Genomic DNA, 16,098 nt, shown 5'->3' on the forward strand with positions numbered 1-16,098 from the left:
CAGGCACAGGCACAGGCACAGTATAAAATAGAACCTCAAGACCCAGCACTTCAACGTGACAATCAATTATCCAATCCATCACTTACAGATTCTCGTGATAACTTTATGGTGATTGATAAAAAACTTAGTGACGTTTGGCATTCACTTGGGCAAGAAAAACAAAAAAGACTTATTACTGTACAGCGCCAATGGATAAAAAATAAAGAAGCAATTTGCGGAAAAATATCGATCAAGGGTACAGACCAAGAGGTCATTAAAATGTTTAAGTGTCAATATGATATGACAAAAATTAGAATTTCAGAATTGATGACTGAGTAACTGTAGAGATATAAATAGTCATTAACCGAATACTAAATTGCATGCATAGTATTCGGTTTATCTTTTACATATGAAACAACACTGTGATGTTGTTGGTGCTTAACACAGCGCTCGCTCTTTATACATAGGGAATGTGATTTGGCGCGCATTATGCCACAACGGGGTTCAGAGATCGCGGGAAGTTTTGGTGACATTTTGAGCGGCGCCGACGGATGAATCATACCTGCGTTGAATAATACCGATGAAAGTCACGGGGAGGCTTCGCTCAGCAAACCGTACAATAGCTCGAACAAATTCACAAAACATATTAATTATCGGTATTAATTAAAATAAAAAATGAAATACATTCTCGCCAGATACCGCACCAGGTAAGAATAAATCGCACCTGAATACCTCTTGAGAATCATTGATACAGTCAACACACTTCTATTTAATTCTATTTCTTGCCGACTATCGCCACATATTCTGCTATACGCGACATTTTGTGACCCCCTTCTTAAATGCCAGGATTTTTTCGATGATTAATGCGCTACAGCTCACTAAATCGGCACTAAATCACCTCACTGCCACACGTTATAAATTCAAAAAAAACATATAAATACAAAATCTTAAAAAAATCAAACCCGCGTTATCCCGTTAACCGCCCTCATATTGCACAGGGTTGTACATACAAGTATATGTAAAGGAGACGTTGCCATTCTGTTGCCGCTTCGGGCGGCGGTTATCGCCGTCCCGGATAATGCCACCACGGCCAGAAAATAATAACAACATACCGTCCACCTATCGCGAGAGATAACGATGAACATTGCTGAAAAAACCTTGCCCAAAAGCCAAACGGCAGAGAAAGGCGCGGTAAATTACAAAGTCATTGTCGGCGCCAGCCTGGGCAACGGCCTGGAGATTTTCGACTTCACCGTATACAGCTTCTTTGCCGCCATCATCGGCAAACTCTATTTTCCCAGCGACAGCGCCTACGGCTCTTTGTTGATGTCGGTGGCGGTGTTCGGCGTCGGCTTTATCATGCGCCCGCTGGGCAGCATGGTGCTGGGCGCCTATGCCGACCGGGTCGGCCGCAAGGCCGCCATGCTGATGACCATCGTGCTGATGGGCGTCGGCACCGCCCTGATTGCCTTCGCGCCAACCCATGCGCAAATCGGCGTTCTGGCGCCGGTGCTGATCGTAGTCGGTCGCCTGATTCAGGGCTTCGCCGCCGGCGGTGAAGTGGGCTCAGCGACTACGCTACTGCTGGAGTCCGCCGGGGCCAATCAACGCGGCTTTTTCGTCAGTTGGCAGGCGATCAGCCAGGGCGTCAGCGCCCTGCTCGGCGCCTCTTGCGGGCTGGCGCTCACCTATTTTCTGTCGGAAGAGGCGCTGTATGCCTGGGGCTGGCGCGTGCCGTTCATCATCGGCCTGCTAATCATTCCCGTCGGCGTCTATATCCGTAAGCACCTGGAAGAGACCTACAGCGGCGAACAGCCGGATCGTGCGCGGGTACCGCTGAACCCGGTATGGGATCTGGTGAGCAACCATGCCAAAGACCTGTTGCTGGGGGTGCTGGTCATCATGTCCGGCACCGTGATGGTTTATGTGGTGCTGCTTTACATGCCGACCTACATGATGCAGACCTACCGCATCGCCGGCCCGACCGCCTATCTGTTCAGCTGCATCGCCTCCGTGGTGCAAATCGTGGCGGTCTATTACGCCGGGCGCTATGTCGATCGGGTCCAGAATTACAAAAGGCCGCTGCTGTTCTCGATCTTTGCGGCACTGATCCTGATTTACCCAACCTTCTGGTTCCTCAGCGCCACGCAAACCCTGTGGCTGGCGATCGTCTTCCGCATCCTGCTGATCGGCGCGCTGGGCATCAACATGCTGTCCAGCACCATGCTGATCGTCTCGGCACTGCCGCGCCACGTGCGCGCCACCGGCACCTCGATGATCTACGCCTTCGGCGTGACGCTGTTCGGCGGCTCGGCGCAGCTGATCGTTACCTGGTTGCTGGATGTCAGCGGCAACCCGCTGGCGCCGGCGTGGTACGTGACCGGCATGCTGACCGTCAGCCTGATAGCCACTCTGCTGTTCCGGGAGCGTCACACTGAGTAAGGCCCATGGGTGGCCGGTCAGCGCAGCTGCTTCTCCAGCCACGCGCGCATGTCCGCCACCACCCGCGCCATCTCGCTGGCGCCATTTTCGCGCCGCATCACATGGTCCAATCCAGCGTAATTGACATAGGTAATGTTCGTTTTGCCGGCGGCCCGCAGCTCGGCGATCATTTTCCCGACCGCCCCCGGCGAAACGGCGCGATCCTGGTCGCCCTGCACGATCAGCACCGGCGTCTTGATGCTGCGCAGGGTGGCGAGCTGATCGATGTTCAGCATGCCATGCCACCAGTCATAGCCATGATCGCTGGCGTTCAGGGCGAACGGCGGCGCCGTCATCACCTGCTGTAAAAATGCGTTCAGCCCGGCCACCTCTTCTTTCGGCGCGCCGGCAGCGCTGTGGCGCACGTCGTCGATAAACCGGCGCCCGCCGCCGCTGAACGCGAGGGTGGCATCAATCAGGCCCGAGGAGGCCGTCACCAGATTGGCGATCACCGCACCTTCGCTGCCTCCCAGTACCGCGACCTTTTGATAGCCGTTGCGCGCAATCACCGCCTGCAGCACCTGGGTGACATCGCTCACCCGCCGCTGCGGCGTGTCATGCTGCACAAAAGCGTCCGGGCAATCCTGCCGCGGGACTTCTTCGCGATACGGCAACCGGTCGTCGATGCCGTATTTCTCCACCGTCAGCAGGTCTGCGGCGGGGAACACCTGCCGCAACGGCGCCAGCAGGCGGATATGCCGCACGCTGTTGCAATCCGATCCTTGCAGGATCACCAACAGCGCCGCCGACGATTGCCCGGGCACCGCGGCGTCCAGATAGTAATGAATACTCGAACCGTCTTCCCTGGGCAGCGTCAGCGCCGCAGGTTGCGCCATAACCAGCCCGCTCCACAGCGCCAATGCGCTCAGCATACCCGTCGCCAGTCTCATTACTTGCTCCTCTTCCCTGTTACGTTCGGTTAATTCGCCTTTTCTGGTCTACGCTTCATGCCAACCACTTTTCTGACAGGGAAGCGCTACCATGCCGCACCTCTATAACACCGCGCTGCTGATCGGCGCCGCGCTGAGCGCCATCGCCGCGCTGCTGCATATCTGGGTGATCGCCGCCGGGCCGCGCGGCTACCGGCTATGCGGCGCCGGCGATCGCTTCATTAAGGCGGCGGAAGCGGGTAAAAAGTTCCCGGCCGTCGTCACCGCCGGTATCGCGCTGGTGCTGTTTATTTGGTCGCTGTATGCGCTTTCCGGCGCGGGCCTGATCGCGCCGCTGCCGCTGCTGCGGCCCGCGCTGTTTATCATTACCTTCATCTACCTGCTGCGCGGCGTCGCCGGCCCCTTCGCCCTGCGCGATACCGGCCGCAGCCAGCGCTTTATCGTCGTCAGCTCGCTGATTTGCCTCGGCTTCGGGCTGGTGCATCTGCTGGGGATGACGCAGCGCTGGGGGGCGTTGGCGTAACGCCCTGTTCCTGCAAGACGGCAATAAACGCCTGCGCGGCGGCGCTGCGGTAAGCGCCTTTGCGCTGCAGCCACACCGCCTGCCGCACCGGCATGGCGTTGGCCAATGCCACTTTTTTCAACTGCCGGTTCTCGCGCGCAATGGCGGCCGGCAGCAGCGTGGCGAGCTGCCCGCGCCGCACGATCTCGACGATGGCGCCCAGCGCGTTGGCCTCCACCGCCACCTGCGGCCGAAATCCCAGCTGCGTGCAGTAGCGATCGATAAACTGCCGCGTGGCGAAGTCGCCGCTCAGCAAGGCCAGCGGCAGATGTTGCCACTCCGCCAGCGTCAGCGGCCGGCGATGAGACGCCAGGGGATGGTCGGCGCCGACCATCAGCTCCAGCGTCTCGCTGAACAACGCCGCTGCTTCCACCTCCGCCGACTGCGCCATCTCGAAGGCGATGCCCAGATCCAGCCGATCCTGCGCCAGCAGCGCCTCAATTCGCTCTTGCGCCATCTCCTCAACGCTCAGCGTAATCCCCGGATAGCGGCGGTAGAACGCATCGATCGTCGGCCCCACCAGATAGGCGGTGAAGGTCGGCGTCATCGCCAGCCGCAAATGGCCGCGCGCCAGCGTCGCCACGTCATGGATCGCCCGCGCGCCGGCGTCCAGATCCTGCAGCGCCAGCCGCGCATAGCGCATCCACGCCTCACCGGCGTCGGTCAGGCGCACGGCTCTGCCGCTGCGATCGAACAGCGGCGCCCCCAGTGCGTCTTCCAACTGTTTGATCTGTTGAGACAGCGTCGGTTGCGAGACGTGCAGCGCTTCGGCGGCGCGGGTGAAGTTGCCCTGTTCGGCAACGGCCAGAAAATAACGGATGTGTCGCAGCAGCATAGCGCCCCAGCTATTAGTAAAACCTATAGCTGGCATTATAAATGGGTCTTAGACCCTATAGCCAGAAGCGTTCATCATGCCGCCATCGCATAACGACACCCAATGGAGAAACGGATGAAAGAGGTGATTGAAGGCTTCCTGAAGTTCCAGCGCGAAGCCTTTGTTGAACGCACGGCGCTGTTTCAGCAGTTGGCGACCCGCCAAAACCCGCGCACCCTGTTTATCTCATGTTCCGACAGCCGCCTGGTGCCGGAGCTGGTCACCCAGCGCGAGCCGGGGGATCTGTTCGTGATCCGCAACGCCGGTAACATCGTGCCTTCTTTCGGCCCCGAACCCGGCGGGGTTACCGCCTCGGTCGAGTACGCCGTCGCCGCGCTGGGCGTGGAGGATATCGTGATCTGCGGCCATTCCGACTGCGGCGCGATGACCGCCATCGCCACCTGCCAGTGTCTGGAGCATCTGCCGACGGTCGCCGGCTGGCTGCGTTACGCCGATTCCGCGAAGGCGGTCAATCAGGCTTATCCGCACGCCTCCGACGAGGCCCGGGTCGCGTCGATGGTGCGCGAAAACGTCATCGCCCAGCTCAACAACATCAAAACGCACCCTTCCGTCGCCCTGGCGCTGGATCAGGGCCGCCTGACGCTGCACGGCTGGGTCTATGACATCGCCAGCGGCGCTATCGAGGCGCTGGACGGCGAAACCCGCCGCTTCGTGCCGCTCGCCACCCATCCCGACGTGACCGCCACCCCGGCGATCGCCCGTTTTTAAGCCAACAAAAGGAGCTAACATGACACACTCTCTGCATAACGCCGCCCCGCGCGAAGCGCTCACCGACACCATTATGGCCGCCAAGATCCGCCATAACCTGACGTTCGACGCGCTGGCCGAGGGCACCGGTCTCAGCCTGGCGTTCGTCACCGCCGCGCTGCTGGGGCAGCATGCGCTGCCGGAACCGGCGGCGCGCACGGTAGCGGCCAAGCTGGGGCTGGACGAAGAGGCGGTGCTGTTGCTGCAAACCATCCCGCTGCGCGGCAGCATTCCCGGCGGCGTGCCGACCGATCCGACCATTTATCGCTTCTATGAAATGCTGCAGGTTTACGGCTCCACGCTGAAAGCGCTGGTGCACGAGCAGTTCGGCGACGGCATCATCAGCGCCATCAACTTCAAGCTGGATATCAAAAAGGTCGCCGATCCGGACGGCGGCGAACGCGCAGTGATCACCCTGGACGGCAAGTACCTGCCGACCAAACCTTTCTGATTGGCCTTGCGCCGGCGGCCCGCGCCGCCGGCAAATTGACAGCCAACCGGCCATTGGCTACATTATCTGCGCTGAAACGCCGCCCTGGCGTTTTTCACTGCCCGAGGCCTGTATGTTGGAGATTGTAACCACCCGATAGTCGCTTCCTTGCCGTATGGCGAGGGACTCTGACGTATCCGACGCGCGTTTGCGCGGGCGGGGATGCGCGTATCTGGGGTTATTACAGGATCTCCCAACATGAACATTTCCAAAGCGGAACAACGCGTGCTGCACGTGTTGGCCAAAGGCGGCTATATCGCCTTCACCCGCAACGACGCCGGTCGCGTCACCCACGTCGAATGCTACACCCGCGAAGGGCTCGGCCTGGCCGACTGCTCACTGGCCGTCTTCACCAAACTCAAAACCAAACGCCTGATCCTCTCTCGCCAGGGGCGCCCTTATCGCGTCACCTTCGCCGGGCTCAAGGCCGTGCGTGCGCAGCTGGATAACCGTTAATCATCGATACCGGCCGGGCAGGTAGCCCGGTCGGCTCAGCCTTATTTAATCAGGATACAACCATGAACATCACTTTACGCCACGAAACGCCGGCCGACGTCGACGCCATCGCCACCCTGACCGCCGCCGCGTTCCTGCATGCCGAACACAGCAGCCGCACTGAGCAGTTTATCGTCAACGCGCTGCGTGCGGCAGGCGCTCTCACCCTGTCGCTGGTCGCTGAGCACAATGGCACACCGATCGGGCACGCGTCCGTCTCGCCGGTCACACTCAGCAACGGCACCGCCGGTTGGTACGGGCTGGCGCCGGTGTCGGTGCTGCCGGCCAGTCAGAACCGGGGGATCGGCAGCCGGCTGATCCGCCAGCTATTGGCCGAGCTGCAGGAACGGCACGCCGCAGGCTGCGTGGTGCTGGGCGATCCGAACTATTACGGCCGTTTCGGCTTCCAGGCGCAGACCGCGCTGACCCTGCCGGACGTGCCGCAAGACTACTTCCGCGCCATCGCCTTCCAGGGCGCGCTGCCGTGTGCGGAAGTCGCCTTCCACAACGCGTTTAACGCCGAATCCTAACCCTGTTGCCGGCGCCGTCATGGCGCCGGTTTTCAGTTCTGTTCGCCATAACGCAAGACGGTCATCCCTTCCTCTTCCTTCGGGGGAACAAAGTACTGTGCCAGGCGCTCAAACTCCGCTTCGCTCAGTGTAAACGGATGCTCGCCGCGCGCGTTTCTCAGCGTTATCCGGCTCAGGCACTGCGCATGGCTGACGTCGAGAAAATGCAGGCAGTGCGCGACGCCGGCTTCCTCCGCCAACGCTTTGGCCCAGCGCCGCCTGTCCGGCGTATTCATCGGGAAATCGAGCGCCACGGACCAGCCGCCGCGCAGCAGCTGAACGAGGTGCCCGCCCAGCGCCCGCCGTAACCGTTCGGAACAGCGCGCATAGTCTTGCAAGCTGGCCATCTCCTGTTCATACAGCGTCGCCAGCCACGCATCTTCGACCAGCAACAGCGTTTGCGGTTGCTGCGCCAAACGCTGCGCCAGCGTCGATTTGCCTGCGCCGGCCTTGCCGCACATCAGGTGTAAAACTGCAGGGTAGGTTTTCATGCCGTTCTCCGGTCGTTGCCGGAAGGGGATAAAAAAACCCGCCTTGCCGGCGGGTTTTTTATTGGCGACACACGCGCTATCCCACCACACGAAGCATGGTGATAATAATTTGCGCGAATGGGCGATAGGATCTTTTCATAACTAAGGAATATGACAACCGTGCGCCGTTGTCAATTCGCCGTCATCAATCCCTGTTCTCGCACAAACTCGGTGAATAAACTCACTTTCTGCTGCACATGCCGGCGCGTCGGGTAAACCGCGAAGACCTGATGCGCTTCGGCAATCTGTTCAGGGAACAGCCGCACCAGCCTGCCGGCGGCGATTTCGGGATCCGCCACGAACGACGGCAGCGAACCGATGCCCAGTCCCGCCACCAGCATCTCCCGCAGCATCAGGCTATTGTTGGCGATCAACCGGGGAATGAACGTCACGCTCAGGCTCTCCTCGCCGGCGGCGAACTGCCACTGCCCCGGCCTTTCCGCCAGGGAATAAGCCAGACAGCTGTGACGCGGCAAGTCATTCGGCGTTTGCGGCACGCCGTGCTGTGCCAAATAGTCGGGTGCGGCGCAAATTCGCTGGTGCACTTCACCCAGTGCTCGGGCGCTGAGGGAAGAATCCGGCAGCCGTCGGCGAATGCGCAAGGAAATATCGAAACCGGCCGCCACCACATCCAATACCCTGTCGTCCAGCGTCAGTTCCACCTGCAGCTGCGGGTAGCGTTGCATAAACGGCGGCAGCAGCGGCGACAGCACCGTGAGGCCGAACGAGAGCGGCGCATTGACCCGCAGCGTGCCGGAGACCTGCTGCGCGCTGGCGGCAACCGTCTGCTCCAGCGCGTCGAACTCACCGAGCAACCGGCAGGCTTCCTGGTAATAGAGCTGCCCGGCTTCGGTCAGGCTCATGCTGCGGGTGGTGCGCACCAGCAACAGCGTACCCAACCGGTTCTCCAACTGCTTAATCTGCTTGCTCAACGCCGCCGGCGTGATCGCCAAATCCTCCGCCGCCTTATAAAAACTGTTGCGCTCAACCACGCGGCGAAAGGCGCGCATCGTCAGTAGCACGTCCACATTATGTCCTGTTGGTTAATTATAAATTCAATAAAACACAGATTATTAACCTCAACAACCTCAGTAGACTTTATTCAACCGCTTCCCTGAGTGGGAAGTGAATTTAATCTACTGATAAATATGGAGTTAATAATGAAAAAGACCCTGTTCGCCCTGATGCTCGGCCTGAGCGCCGCCGCCGCCCCCCTCGCCGCGCTGGCGCAATCCCCCGCCGCCGACAGCCGCCAGGCGGGTTATGTGCAGCCGCTGACGGCCGAGAACAGTCTGCTGCTGCTGGTCGATCTGCAGGACATGTTCGGCATGACCATTTCCTCTATCGACCAAACCAACCTGGTGAATAACGCCACCGGTATCGCCAAGGCCGCCAAGGTGTTCAACGTGCCGACCATTCTGGCCTCGGCCAACGCCAAAAGCTTCGCCGGGCCGGTATTCCAGCCGGTGACGCAGGCACGCCCGGACCTGCAGGTGTACGATCGCACCGCCATCAACGTCTGGCAGGATCGGCGCGTGGTGGATCTGATCAAACAATCCGGCCGCAAGAAAATCATCATCGGCGGGCTGTGGACCGCCAGCTGCGTGATGCTGCCGGCGCTATCCGCCCTGGGCGAGGGATATGAGGTTTATATTCTGTCGGACGTCACCGGCGACATTACGCCAGACAGCCAAAACAACGCCATGCAGCGCCTGATACAGGCGGGCGCCACGCCCATCAACTGGGTGGCGTTGATGCTGGAATGGCAGCAGGACTGGAGCCGCAAAGCCACGGCGGGAGGCGTATTGCAGATCGCCCGCGACCACGGCGCCGCCTGGGGGATGGGCGCCAGCTACGCCGGGGCGATGAAGGTGGGCAGCGAAGCGAAATAACGGGCGAAGAAAGCCCGCCGGCGGCGGGCTTTCTTCAGGTGCGGTGATAGCCACGGCTATCCTGCGGCGCCTGGTCGCGTCTCTCCAGCCCGTAGTCCCGCACCACCTCCGCCACCCGCAGCCGATACTGCGCCAGCACCTCGCCACGGCCGCGCGCCTGCGCCGCCCGGTGCTGCTCGAGATTGCGCCACTGCTGCACCGCCGCCTCGTCGCGCCAGAAGGAGAGCGACAGCAGGCGCGCAGGATCGGCCAGGCTTTGAAAACGCTCGATGGAAATGAATCCATCGATCTGCGCCAGCAGCGGCTTCAGCTCCGCCGCCAGCGCCAGATAGGTATCACGCTGCCCGTCGGCGGCCTGCAGTTCAAAAATCACGGCGATCATTATCGTTTCCTCTCAACGGTAAAACTCAGGTACGCGCGCATTGTAGGAATGGCGCCACCGCACCGATTCCAACGCCCGCTCATCAATATTCAGCGAACACAGATGCGCCACGCCGCAGCGCGCGATAATCCTCGCCCAGCGTTCGCCCGGGCAGCGGTGTGCCCCTGCGCCGAAGGCCAGTTCGCCGTCGGTGCCGAGCAACAGCAAGACGGTCTGCCCCACGCGCAGCGTACAACCGGCAAGCTGCGTCTCGCGCAAGACGAAACGGCGCGTGTTTTGGATAGGTGGCGTCAGCGCCCGCACCCGATCCAGCGCGGTGTCCACTTCGCCGTTCTGCCGTGCCAGCAAATACGCCTGCCCGAGCCAGCCCGCCGTCGCCTCACAGGCCTGAAACAGCAGGCCGAGCGCATTGGCCGACACAAGCCGGGCGTCGCCGATCTCCCGCACCAAGGCCTGGCGCAGCACGCCATTCCCCGTCGCCAGCCGGGCACAGAGCCGCTGCGCCGCCGCAATGCCGCGTGCCAGCTGCTGCTGCGTGCCGCCGGGCGCGATACAGCGGACAAAATCCAGGCTGTCGTCGATAAGATGTTGCCACTGCGCTTCGGGCACGCCCAACAATGCGCCGAGGGTGCAGACCGGCAACCCGTAGTTAAAGCGGGTGATCGCCGCCGCCTCGGGGGCCTTTGGCGCTAACCGCGCCGCGCACTGCGCCGCGGTTTGCTGAATCAGAGTATCGTCGCAGGAAGCTAACGCCCGCTGCAGCGCCGCCTTAAGCGTGCGATGCTCCTCGCCGTCGCGCATTCGCGCCAGCCCGGCGAACAGCGGCGCCATCGGCGTCTCCAGCAAGGCCGTCGGCACCGGCTCATCGGCCGGCCGCACGCCGAGATCGGCATTGAGCAGCGCTTCCCTCACCCACTGCGGCGTAGCGGCCACCCAACATTGCCCTGCGCTATCCCAGCTCAGGGGCGGCAAGGCGCGATAGTGCATCTGCGGCTCGGCGGCGAGCGCGGCGGCATAAGGACATACGGACATGGTTTTCTCCCTCGGTACCAGATGGCGATAACCACAGGCTAGCGCTGGACGCGCAGTCATACTTCGCCTAACCTCGAAGTATGCATAACATCGACATAGAAGATCGTTTAGCGGCGCTGAGCGCCGCTATCGCCGACCGCACCCGGGCACGCATGCTGTGCCTGTTGATGGATGGGCGCGCCTACACCGCCACCGAGCTCAGCGCGGCGGTCGAGGTCGCCCCGTCCACCGCCAGCGCACATCTGGCGAAACTGCTGGAGCAGCGGCTGATCGCCTGCGTCAAACAAGGGCGCTACCGCTATTTTCGGCTGGCCGGTCAGCCGGTAGCCGAAGCGCTGGAAGGCCTGATGGCGCTGGCGGGCGTACCGCGCCCGTCGGTGAAAAGCAGCACGCCCACCACGCTGCAATATGCCCGTACCTGCTACGACCACATGGCGGGCGAGGTGGCGGTGAAGCTGCACGATCGGCTGCATGCGCTGAACTGGCTGAGCGGTGAGGAAGACTACCGGTTAAGCGACGTCGGTCAGGCCGCGCTGGCGCGGCTGGGCGTCGATTGCTCCCCCGCCCCCACCCGCCGCCGCTTCGCCTGCGGCTGCCTGGACTGGAGCGAACGCCGCTCTCACCTCGGTGGCGCACTGGGCGCCGCGCTGTTAGCCGCCTTTATTCAACGCGGCTGGATCGTCCGCCAGCTCGACAGCCGCGAGCTGCAGCTGACCCCCGCCGGTAAAAAAGCGCTGGCCGCACATTTTGAGCTCACGGTGTAACCCGGCGGCGGGGTAGTTTTACTGCAATACTCAAGGGGTACGCTTAAGCGACCCCGCCAACCCGAGGAGTTTCCATGCTCGATTCCACCCAATTCCCGATCGTCAAACGCTGGCCGGCTCAGCACCCGGAACGGTTGCAGCTCTATTCCCTGCCGACGCCGAACGGCGTCAAAGTATCCATCATGTTGGAAGAGATCGGCCTGCCTTATGAAGCGCACCTGATCGACATCGGCAACAACGAAACCTGGACGCCGGAATTTCTGGCGCTGAACCCGAACGGCAAGATCCCGGCGATCATCGATCCCGATGGCCCCGGCGGCCGGCCGCTGCCGCTGTTCGAATCCGGCGCCATTCTGCTCTACCTGGCGGAAAAGAGCGGCCGTTTCCTGCCGCAGGATCCGGCGCAGCGTTATGAAACCATTCAGTGGGTGTTCTTCCAGATGGCCGCCGTCGGCCCGATGTTCGGCCAGCTCGGTTTCTTCCACAAATTCGCCGGGCGTGAGTATGAAGACAAACGGCCGCTGGAGCGCTACAAGAACGAATCGAAACGCCTGCTTGGCGTACTGGAAACGCGCCTTGAAGGCCGCGACTGGATCATGGGCGCGGACTACACCATCGCCGATATCTCGCTGCTGGGCTGGGTGCGTAACCTGATCGGCTTTTATGAGGCGCGCGAGCTGGTGGAGTTCGACAGTTTCCCGCGCGTCGCGCAGTGGCTGGAGCGCGGTCTGGCGCGGCCGGCGGTGCAGCGTGGGCTGGCTATTCCGGCGCGCGCGGCCTGACGCCAAACGGGGGGGCCGCCGGGCCATCCCGTCTTTCGCTGTCATAAAATTGTCATCCCTCTGCTCTACTCTCCTTACGTAACAATTTGATGTTATTTACATTGTTGTATTACGACAAGGAGCTTACCCCATGCAACCTGCTGTATCCCTGATCGCCGGCGCCGTGCTGTCCGCCCTGCTCTGTTCCTCCGCCATCGCGGCGGAAACCTCGGCCAATGTCGATGGCCTGACCGAGCGCGCCGCGCGCGGCACCCTCACCGAGCCGGGCGGCGCCCGTCGTCTGGCCGGCGATCAGACCGCCGCGCTGAAGGCGTCGCTGTCGGACAAAACGGTGAAAAACGTGATCCTGCTGATCGGCGACGGCATGGGGGATTCCGAGATCACCGCCGCGCGTAACTACGCCGAAGGCGCAGGCGGTTACTTCAAGGGCATCGACGCTCTGCCGCTGACCGGGCAATACACCCACTACTCGCTGGACAAGAAAACCCACAAACCGGATTACGTAACCGACTCCGCCGCCTCCGCCACCGCCTGGGCCACCGGGGTGAAAACCTATAACGGCGCGCTCGGCGTGGACGTGAACGGCAAAGACCAGCCAACGCTGCTGGAGATCGCCAAAGCGGCCGGCAAGGCCACCGGCAACGTCTCCACCGCCGAACTGCAGGACGCTACGCCGGCGGCGCTGGTGTCGCACGTCACCTCGCGCAAATGCTACGGCCCGGAGGAAACCAGCGAGAAATGCGCTGCTAACGCGCTGGAAAACGGCGGCCGCGGCTCCATCACCGAACAGCTGCTGAAAACCCGCGCCGACGTCACGTTAGGCGGCGGCGCGAAGTCCTTCAACCAACTGGCGAAAAGCGGCGAATGGCAAGGAAAATCGCTGAAGGACCAGGCGGCAGCGCAGGGTTACCAGTGGGTGAGCAATACGGATGAACTGCAGGCCGTTACCTTGGCCAATCAGCAAAAACCGCTGCTGGGCCTGTTCGCCGACGGTAACATGCCGGTGCGCTGGCTGGGGCCGAAAGCCAGCTATCACGGCAACCTCGACAAGCCGGCGGTAACCTGCGAAAACAACCCGGCGCGCACCGCGGCCACGCCAACGCTGGCGGCGATGACCGAAAAAGCGATCGCGCTGCTGAAAGACAACCCGAACGGTTTCTTCTTGCAGGTAGAGGGCGCGTCGATCGATAAGCAGGATCACGCCGCCAACCCGTGCGGGCAGATTGGTGAAACCGTCGATCTGGACGAAGCGGTACAAAAAGCGCTGGCCTTCGCCCGCGCCGACGGCAATACGCTGGTGATCGTCACCGCCGACCACGCGCACTCCAGCCAGATCGTCGCCGCCGACGCCAAAGCGCCGGGCCTGACCCAGACCTTGACCACCAAAGACGGCGCGCCGATGACCCTCAGCTACGGCAACTCGGAAGAAGAATCGCAGGGGCACACCGGCACCCAGCTGCGCGTCGCGGCCTATGGCCCGCACGCCGCCAATGTGGTGGGGTTGACCGATCAGACCGATCTGTTCTTCACCATGCGCGATGCGATGGGCATCAAGTAACCGCCTTGTGAATCCTGGCCGCCCGCAACGGCGGCCATTTATTATTGGTTACCGATGCGTATTTGCAATTTAACCGCAATTATTGTGTGATAACGAAATAACGTTTAATTGCGCGACAATTAACCCCTGAAAATAACGCGGTTATACGGCCTTTCTCCCCTCTCTGTTTATTCCTGCGACAGCAACCGGCCGTTTTTTGCTTATATTCATTTTTTTTAGTTACAAAAGTAGTTTTTAACATTCTCGCAAACAATAATACCCCGCCAGTAACGTGAACCGATCAATTTGCATCCGGACGGCCTGCAATAGTTCACTTTTCGTTAAAAACCCTATTAACAAAAAGGCATTATCGCTGCCTATCGGCTCACGCCGGGCGGTCGGCTTCATTATTTTCCAGGGTAACTCCCGCTAAATTCTTTCACCTGCAATGAGTAGAATTTACACACAAGAGATTTAATTCAATGAGAAAATTACTCGTCCTGATTTTCAGTCTCAGCCTGTTTAGCGTTACGCAGCAGGCAGCGGCTGAAGAGAAGAATAAAACCGTCGACGTGGTGTTGATCGGCGGCGGCATCATGAGCGCGACCTTGGGTACCTATCTGCATGAGCTGGAGCCGACCTGGACCATCGACATGTACGAGCGCATGAACGGCGTGGCGGAAGAGAGCTCCAACGGCTGGAACAACGCTGGTACCGGCCACTCCGCCTTTAGCGAAATGAACTACACGCCGGAAAAAGCCGATGGCACCATCGACATCAGCAAGGCGGTGAAGGTCAACGAGTCTTTCGAAATCTCCCGCCAGTTCTGGTCTTATCAGGTGAAGAACGCTGTCCTGAAAGATCCGAAATCCTTCATTAACAGCGTGCCACACATGAGCTTTGTGTGGGGTGACGACAACGTCAACTTCCTGCGTAAACGCTACGCGGCGCTGCAGCACAGCACCCTGTTCCGCGGCATGGAATACTCCGAAGATCCTGCGCAAATCAAACAGTGGGCGCCACTGGTGATGAACGGCCGCGATCCGGCGCAGAAAATCGCCGCGACCCGCATGCCGCTGGGTACCGACGTTAACTTCGGCGTGATCACCCACCAGCTGGTTGACGCGCTGAGCACCAGCGACAAGTTCAAGCTGAACCTGAGCCACGAAGTGCGCGACATCAAGCGCAACGCCGACCAGACCTGGAGCGTGACCGTTGCCGATCTGAACCGCGACGGTAAAGAAACCACCGTTAACGCCAAGTTCGTGTTCATCGGCGCCGGCGGCGCGTCCCTGACCCTGCTGCAGAAATCCGGCATCCCAGAAGCCGACGGCTACGGCGGCTTCCCGGTCGGCGGCCAGTTCCTGGTCACCACCAACCCGGCGATCGCCAACCAGCACCTGGCCAAAGTGTATGGCCTGGCCAGCGTAGGTTCGCCGCCGATGTCCGTGCCGCACCTGGATACCCGCATGCTGGACGGCAAGCGCGTGCTGCTGTTCGGGCCGTTCGCCACCTTCTCCAGCAAGTTCCTGAAGAACGGTTCGCTGTTCGATCTGATGCACTCGCTGAGCACCTCGAACCTGATGCCGATGACCCACGTTGGTCTGGATAACTTCGATCTGGTGAAATACCTGGTCGGCCAGCTGATGATGAACGACGACGATCGCTTCGCCGCGCTGAAAGAGTACTTCCCGGACGCCAAGCAGGAAGACTGGAAGCTGTGGACCGCAGGCCAGCGCGTACAGATCATCAAGAAAGACGCAGATAAAGGCGGCGTGCTGCAGTTCGGCACCGAAGTCGTCAGCTCTGAAGACGGCAGCATCGCCGCTCTGCTGGGCGCTTCGCCGGGCGCTTCCACCGCTGCGCCAATCATGCTGCACCTGATGGAAACCGTGTTCAAAGACAAAGTGGCGACGCCGGAATGGCAGAGCAAGCTGAAAGAGATCATCCCGTCCTACGGCCACAAGCTGAACGGCGATATCGAGATGACCAACAAGATCCGCGGCTACACCAGCAGCGTACTGGGTCTGAACTACATTGAAGTGAAGCCGGAAACTAACTGATTTTCCAC

General features: G+C 60.7%; 18 protein-coding genes. 12 read left to right on the forward strand and 6 right to left on the reverse strand.

All coding sequences use genetic code 11. The annotated features are described in order from the left end of the window. Nucleotides 1-318, forward strand: a 318-nt coding sequence (locus EKL15_RS23770; protein WP_203090492.1) for a lysozyme inhibitor LprI family protein, incomplete at its 5' end; no start/stop codon positions are given. Nucleotides 319-1,116: 798 nt separating this feature from the next. Further along, complete coding sequence (locus tag EKL15_RS23775) at nt 1,117-2,421, forward strand: MFS transporter (RefSeq protein WP_100396891.1); 1,305 nt, start codon at nt 1,117-1,119, stop codon at nt 2,419-2,421. Nucleotides 2,422-2,438: 17 nt separating this feature from the next. Here EKL15_RS23775 and EKL15_RS23780 read toward each other — a convergent pair whose 3' ends face one another. Beyond that, a complete protein-coding gene (locus EKL15_RS23780) occupies nt 2,439-3,350 on the reverse strand; it encodes a S9 family peptidase (RefSeq protein WP_203090493.1) in 912 nt (303 codons plus the stop codon). A gap of 91 nt (nt 3,351-3,441) precedes the next feature. On the opposite strand from EKL15_RS23780, the gene EKL15_RS23785 reads away from it, so the two are divergent. Further along, the gene (locus EKL15_RS23785) at nt 3,442-3,873 is read left to right on the forward strand and encodes a hypothetical protein (RefSeq protein ID WP_033637706.1); all 432 of its coding nucleotides are present in this window, start codon (nt 3,442-3,444) and stop codon (nt 3,871-3,873) included. Here the strand turns inward: EKL15_RS23785 and cynR are convergent. Continuing rightward, complete coding sequence (cynR, locus tag EKL15_RS23790) at nt 3,797-4,747, reverse strand: transcriptional regulator CynR (RefSeq protein WP_100396889.1); 951 nt, start codon at nt 4,745-4,747, stop codon at nt 3,797-3,799. The genes EKL15_RS23785 and cynR overlap by 77 nt on opposite strands. Before the next feature lie 114 nt (nt 4,748-4,861). On the opposite strand from cynR, the gene EKL15_RS23795 reads away from it, so the two are divergent. The 4 genes from EKL15_RS23795 to EKL15_RS23810 all read left to right on the forward strand — a co-directional run bounded on the left by EKL15_RS23795 (nt 4,862) and on the right by EKL15_RS23810 (nt 7,069). Next, the gene (locus EKL15_RS23795; RefSeq protein ID WP_048233124.1) at nt 4,862-5,515 is read left to right on the forward strand and encodes a carbonic anhydrase; all 654 of its coding nucleotides are present in this window, start codon (nt 4,862-4,864) and stop codon (nt 5,513-5,515) included. A 19-nt stretch (nt 5,516-5,534) separates the two neighbouring features. After that, nucleotides 5,535-6,005: a cyanase gene (gene cynS, locus EKL15_RS23800; RefSeq protein WP_038880935.1), complete on the forward strand. Its 471-nt coding sequence runs from the start codon at nt 5,535-5,537 to the stop codon at nt 6,003-6,005. Between the two features lie 237 nt (nt 6,006-6,242). Continuing rightward, nucleotides 6,243-6,500 (forward strand): YjhX family toxin, encoded by a 258-nt coding sequence (locus EKL15_RS23805; RefSeq protein ID WP_004939031.1) that lies wholly within the window; start codon nt 6,243-6,245, stop codon nt 6,498-6,500. 62 nt (nt 6,501-6,562) lie between these two features. Further along, nucleotides 6,563-7,069 (forward strand): GNAT family N-acetyltransferase, encoded by a 507-nt coding sequence (locus tag EKL15_RS23810; protein ID WP_100396888.1) that lies wholly within the window; start codon nt 6,563-6,565, stop codon nt 7,067-7,069. 32 nt (nt 7,070-7,101) lie between these two features. Here EKL15_RS23810 and EKL15_RS23815 read toward each other — a convergent pair whose 3' ends face one another. Together EKL15_RS23815 and EKL15_RS23820 are read right to left on the reverse strand one after the other, a co-directional pair. Further along, a complete protein-coding gene (locus EKL15_RS23815) occupies nt 7,102-7,599 on the reverse strand; it encodes an ATP-binding protein (RefSeq protein ID WP_203090494.1) in 498 nt (165 codons plus the stop codon). Between the two features lie 170 nt (nt 7,600-7,769). Then, nucleotides 7,770-8,666, reverse strand: coding sequence for a LysR family transcriptional regulator (locus EKL15_RS23820; RefSeq protein WP_203090496.1), 897 nt, complete (start codon nt 8,664-8,666; stop codon nt 7,770-7,772). 132 nt (nt 8,667-8,798) lie between these two features. On the opposite strand from EKL15_RS23820, the gene EKL15_RS23825 reads away from it, so the two are divergent. Further along, nucleotides 8,799-9,530, forward strand: coding sequence for an isochorismatase family protein (locus EKL15_RS23825; RefSeq protein WP_100396885.1), 732 nt, complete (start codon nt 8,799-8,801; stop codon nt 9,528-9,530). Between the two features lie 34 nt (nt 9,531-9,564). On the opposite strand, the gene EKL15_RS23830 is transcribed toward EKL15_RS23825, so the two are convergent. Beyond that, on the reverse strand, nt 9,565-9,912 hold the full coding sequence (locus tag EKL15_RS23830; RefSeq protein ID WP_060440380.1) for an antibiotic biosynthesis monooxygenase: 348 nt from the start codon (nt 9,910-9,912) through the stop codon (nt 9,565-9,567). 12 nt (nt 9,913-9,924) lie between these two features. Further along, complete coding sequence (locus tag EKL15_RS23835) at nt 9,925-10,944, reverse strand: cytochrome P450 (RefSeq protein WP_100396884.1); 1,020 nt, start codon at nt 10,942-10,944, stop codon at nt 9,925-9,927. A gap of 80 nt (nt 10,945-11,024) precedes the next feature. On the opposite strand from EKL15_RS23835, the gene EKL15_RS23840 reads away from it, so the two are divergent. From EKL15_RS23840 to EKL15_RS23855, 4 genes are all read left to right on the forward strand, one after another. Continuing rightward, the gene (locus tag EKL15_RS23840; RefSeq protein ID WP_100396883.1) at nt 11,025-11,708 is read left to right on the forward strand and encodes a helix-turn-helix transcriptional regulator; all 684 of its coding nucleotides are present in this window, start codon (nt 11,025-11,027) and stop codon (nt 11,706-11,708) included. 74 nt (nt 11,709-11,782) lie between these two features. Then, the gene (locus tag EKL15_RS23845; RefSeq protein ID WP_060440382.1) at nt 11,783-12,490 is read left to right on the forward strand and encodes a glutathione S-transferase N-terminal domain-containing protein; all 708 of its coding nucleotides are present in this window, start codon (nt 11,783-11,785) and stop codon (nt 12,488-12,490) included. Nucleotides 12,491-12,620: 130 nt separating this feature from the next. Next, nucleotides 12,621-14,048, forward strand: a complete 1,428-nt coding sequence (gene phoA / locus EKL15_RS23850; protein WP_100396882.1) for an alkaline phosphatase — start codon at nt 12,621-12,623, stop codon at nt 14,046-14,048. A gap of 461 nt (nt 14,049-14,509) precedes the next feature. Beyond that, nucleotides 14,510-16,090, forward strand: a complete 1,581-nt coding sequence (locus EKL15_RS23855) for a malate:quinone oxidoreductase (RefSeq protein WP_047728189.1) — start codon at nt 14,510-14,512, stop codon at nt 16,088-16,090. Nucleotides 16,091-16,098 lie beyond the last annotated feature (8 nt).

Source organism: Serratia sp. 4542 (assembly GCF_016805595.1).
GTDB classification, from domain to species: Bacteria; Pseudomonadota; Gammaproteobacteria; order Enterobacterales; family Enterobacteriaceae; genus Serratia; species Serratia nevei.